The 2,974-nt window shown below is 51.3% G+C and carries 3 protein-coding genes and 1 pseudogene; all 4 read right to left on the bottom strand.

Annotation, left to right across the window (positions count from 1 at the left end; all coding sequences use genetic code 11):
* Window positions 1–584 (bottom strand): DEAD/DEAH box helicase (locus ACP5KC_RS09720; protein WP_428287434.1); only part of this gene is annotated, 584 nt, incomplete at its 3' end.
* Between the two features lie 4 nt (window positions 585–588).
* Window positions 589–1,509: a hypothetical protein gene (locus ACP5KC_RS09725; protein ID WP_428287435.1), complete on the bottom strand. Its 921-nt coding sequence runs from the start codon at window positions 1,507–1,509 to the stop codon at window positions 589–591.
* Window positions 1,496–2,386, bottom strand: a complete 891-nt coding sequence (locus tag ACP5KC_RS09730; protein WP_428287436.1) for a hypothetical protein — start codon at window positions 2,384–2,386, stop codon at window positions 1,496–1,498. The genes ACP5KC_RS09725 and ACP5KC_RS09730 overlap by 14 nt, the downstream gene beginning before the upstream one ends.
* A pseudogene (locus ACP5KC_RS09735) lies at window positions 2,383–2,974 on the bottom strand (DevR family CRISPR-associated autoregulator); the annotation flags it as partial. The pseudogene ACP5KC_RS09735 and the gene ACP5KC_RS09730, both read right to left, overlap by 4 nt.

Below are 2,974 nucleotides of genomic sequence, written 5' to 3' on the forward strand. Positions count from 1 at the left end.
TCTTTAAAGACCTCCCACTTCCAGTCGCCCAGCGTAGCCGACATCACCACGACGGGGACTTCAGCCTTCCTGAGAACCTCCAGAGTTACCTTGAGCGAGGCCATACTCTTACCTGACTCTTCCCTTGCGGCGACATGTGCCTCGTCGAGGATAACGCAGGAGGGATATATGTACGCGAATGGCACGTGGTAGTGGATGGCCTTCGAGCCCTGCTTGAGAAGCTTGTGGAGCTCCCCGATGGGCGCCCTTAAAAGGTTGTGTATAAAGGAGTCAAGCGTGGTCAAAACATACTCACGCCTGAAGTACGTATCCTTTACAAAGCCTTTACTGGTAAGCGTCGTGTCACCGTCCTGGTAAGCGAACTCTACCCCAGGGTACTCTTCGACGTATCTCTCAAGAGTCTTGTGGAGCGTGGCCCTCAGAGGGAACACATGAATAGCCTTCCAGCATAGGCCTGCCTCCCTGAAGGCCTTGAAGATGACTGGCCCAGCCGAGGTTTTTCCGTAACCCGTGGGCAGCTCCAGAACCAGGTACTCGTGCCCAGACCGGATCAGCTCTATAGCCTCCAGAATAGCCTTTCTCATATACTCACTTAGCTATGTGTCTCGCCAGATTAACCACTTCCTCCATTTCCGGAGGTGTGAGCCTCCTGGCCTGGGTTGCGTTCCTCAGTATCTGATACAACAGGGTAGGGCTCCTGGTCTGCATGTACGTAAGTAGCGCTGTAGACGTAGGCTCTATCAGCTCTGATGAGGGGGCTTTCCGGTAGAGGTTGACATAGAACCATGCGTATGGGCTCTTATCGCAGAGAGCGGTGACAGGTAGCTGCGAGGACGTGTAGTAGTTATCCTTTATCACCAGGAGCCTAGCACTAGCATACCTACAGTTTTTCAGCCTTGTAACGAGAAGGGCCACCGCGAGCACGAAGGCCTCGCTGAAGCTAAGACCTCCTTTACTACTCTTTGATGCGCGAGCCCACGCCAATCTTTGGAAATCCTTATTTATCTCTCCAAGATCTCTCCTGCCTATAATTTCTCGTCCAGCCTCGACGAAGACGAGAACACTATCACCACCTATTTTCACCTTGAAGTAACGGTCAGCGGCCTTAGACAGCTCCGCGAAGGCCTTGATTGTCTTGTATGTTTCAGACGTCTTAAACTCGTGGGGATGAATGGAGCTCTTCAAGTATTCCTTCATCTCGATAAGCTCACTGGAGGACAGTTGGATTTCGCACGACGTGAAGTCTTGCACGGTTAAATACACAGGTGCCTGCCTCCTGGTTGAAGACCTCGACCCGGATTTAGCACCCTGGGCTGCAAGGGACCCAACGTAGCCGTTGAAGTTGTTCACGAGGACATTTATATTACTGGGCGACTTGAGATCTGTTAGTTCAAGGCCGGCAGTAATGATCGAGGTTATGTTAGCCTTGTAAAAGAACAGGAAGTGCATGAAACGCTCTATGTTGTCTAGGTTAACACATACCTCAAATTTCTTGTTACGCGAGGGCATCCTCGGGGATCACCACGTCAAATTGTTTACCATCAGAGGTGAGGATCCTAACAGCCTTCCACCCATCTACCAGTTCACTTGAATAAAAGCTGAGCCAAGAGCTATCCATAGGGGATCTCAATGGGAGACAATACGGCTCTGCCTCGTGTGTTAAGGGGTCGCTCTGGGGCCTGGTAGCCATATAGTTTACAACACCTTTCCCGGTACACGCGTCACAGCCCATTTGCAGGGAACGGCAAGGTATGTAAAACCTCGTGTGAAACTTCTCCTCCCCTCCAATCGGGGTAATCTTCACCACGTTTAGAGGCGTGGCTGCTACGAGTGTCTCCTTTGAGCCCACCCTAAATATGTTTCCAACGTATTTCGCAAGGCTCTCCTCGACAACGTAGAGGGCGTATGCGGGTTCCCAGTAATACACCTCCAGTCTACTTGCCGGCTGGTACAAGATCTGGGTAGCGCTTAGAACCAATTCTTTCCTGGATATCTCCCCTCTCTTGAACATCTCTATCTCACGGTCAAGACGAGCATAATTCTTCAATATGTTAAGGGTCTCATCGTCGACCTTCCCCTTAACGATAATATTATTGGCGGCACTCAGCACATTAAGCCTCTGGGATCGCTGGCTCAAGCCTGAAAAGTGCCTTGAAACGTTTTCAACCTCGGTGTAAGGAGGCACCCAGAACGTCACGTACCTAACTTTGTCGAGGAACTCGTCGGGTATCTCCGTTTCAACAGGGTAGTAATATACTGCCGCCAGTGCCCCGATAAGGGTCGAGGGAGAGGGGGCGAGGTTTCCCCTACCATGCTCAGCGAACCATGGAACAGATGAAAACGGGGAGAAAAAATCAAGCTGGACCAGAGCAAAGGAATACCTCATTTCTCGACGGCACCTATCTTCTCCATAACAGCCTCTTTCACTTTGTCTATAAGAGCCTCGAGAGAATCTGAAGCATCGACACCCTCTGCGCGTTTGCAGGAAGTGATGCCCTCCTTGTCGAAGCAGAAGAGCTTGACATCACTAACATTGTAGCTCTTGGCCCTTAACAGGTTCTCCGCGACGTAATCCCCGAAACGTGGAGGAGTAACATTGAAGGGTAATGGGTCGGCGACACCAGCTATAGCTCCAAGCGTCTCGATGATCGGTAGATAGCGGGCCTTCTTAGCCCCGAACAACAAGCCTCCATACAACGTCTTTAACGCGTCGAAAGCCAGTTCGACCCTTTTAGCCCTGTTCTCTACATAAGGATCTTTCTCCGACTCTAATCTACCTATCCGGTCAACGTCTATGGCAACACTATGAATATAGATAGCTGTCCCTGCCTCAATCTGGTACGGAACCTGTTGCTCGGGATCCTGCAGGTTGTAACGCACGTGCAGCTCGGGAACCACGACCCCCCTCGCGCTCACCGAGTCAGGAACCATGTAGCTGAACATTACGGGCGAGGTACGCCGGAGCATCCTGCCC

The organism is Infirmifilum sp. (genome assembly GCF_049970975.1).
GTDB lineage: Archaea > Thermoproteota > Thermoprotei > Thermofilales > Thermofilaceae > Thermofilum > Thermofilum uzonense.

Excerpts from the sequence above, each read along its gene's own strand:
- ACP5KC_RS09725 (WP_428287435.1), bottom strand. The coding sequence starts at position 1,509 with ATGCCCTCGCGTAACAAGAAATTTGAGGTATGTGTTAACCTAGACAAC.
- ACP5KC_RS09730 (WP_428287436.1), bottom strand. The coding sequence starts at position 2,386 with ATGAGGTATTCCTTTGCTCTGGTCCAGCTTGATTTTTTCTCCCCGTTT.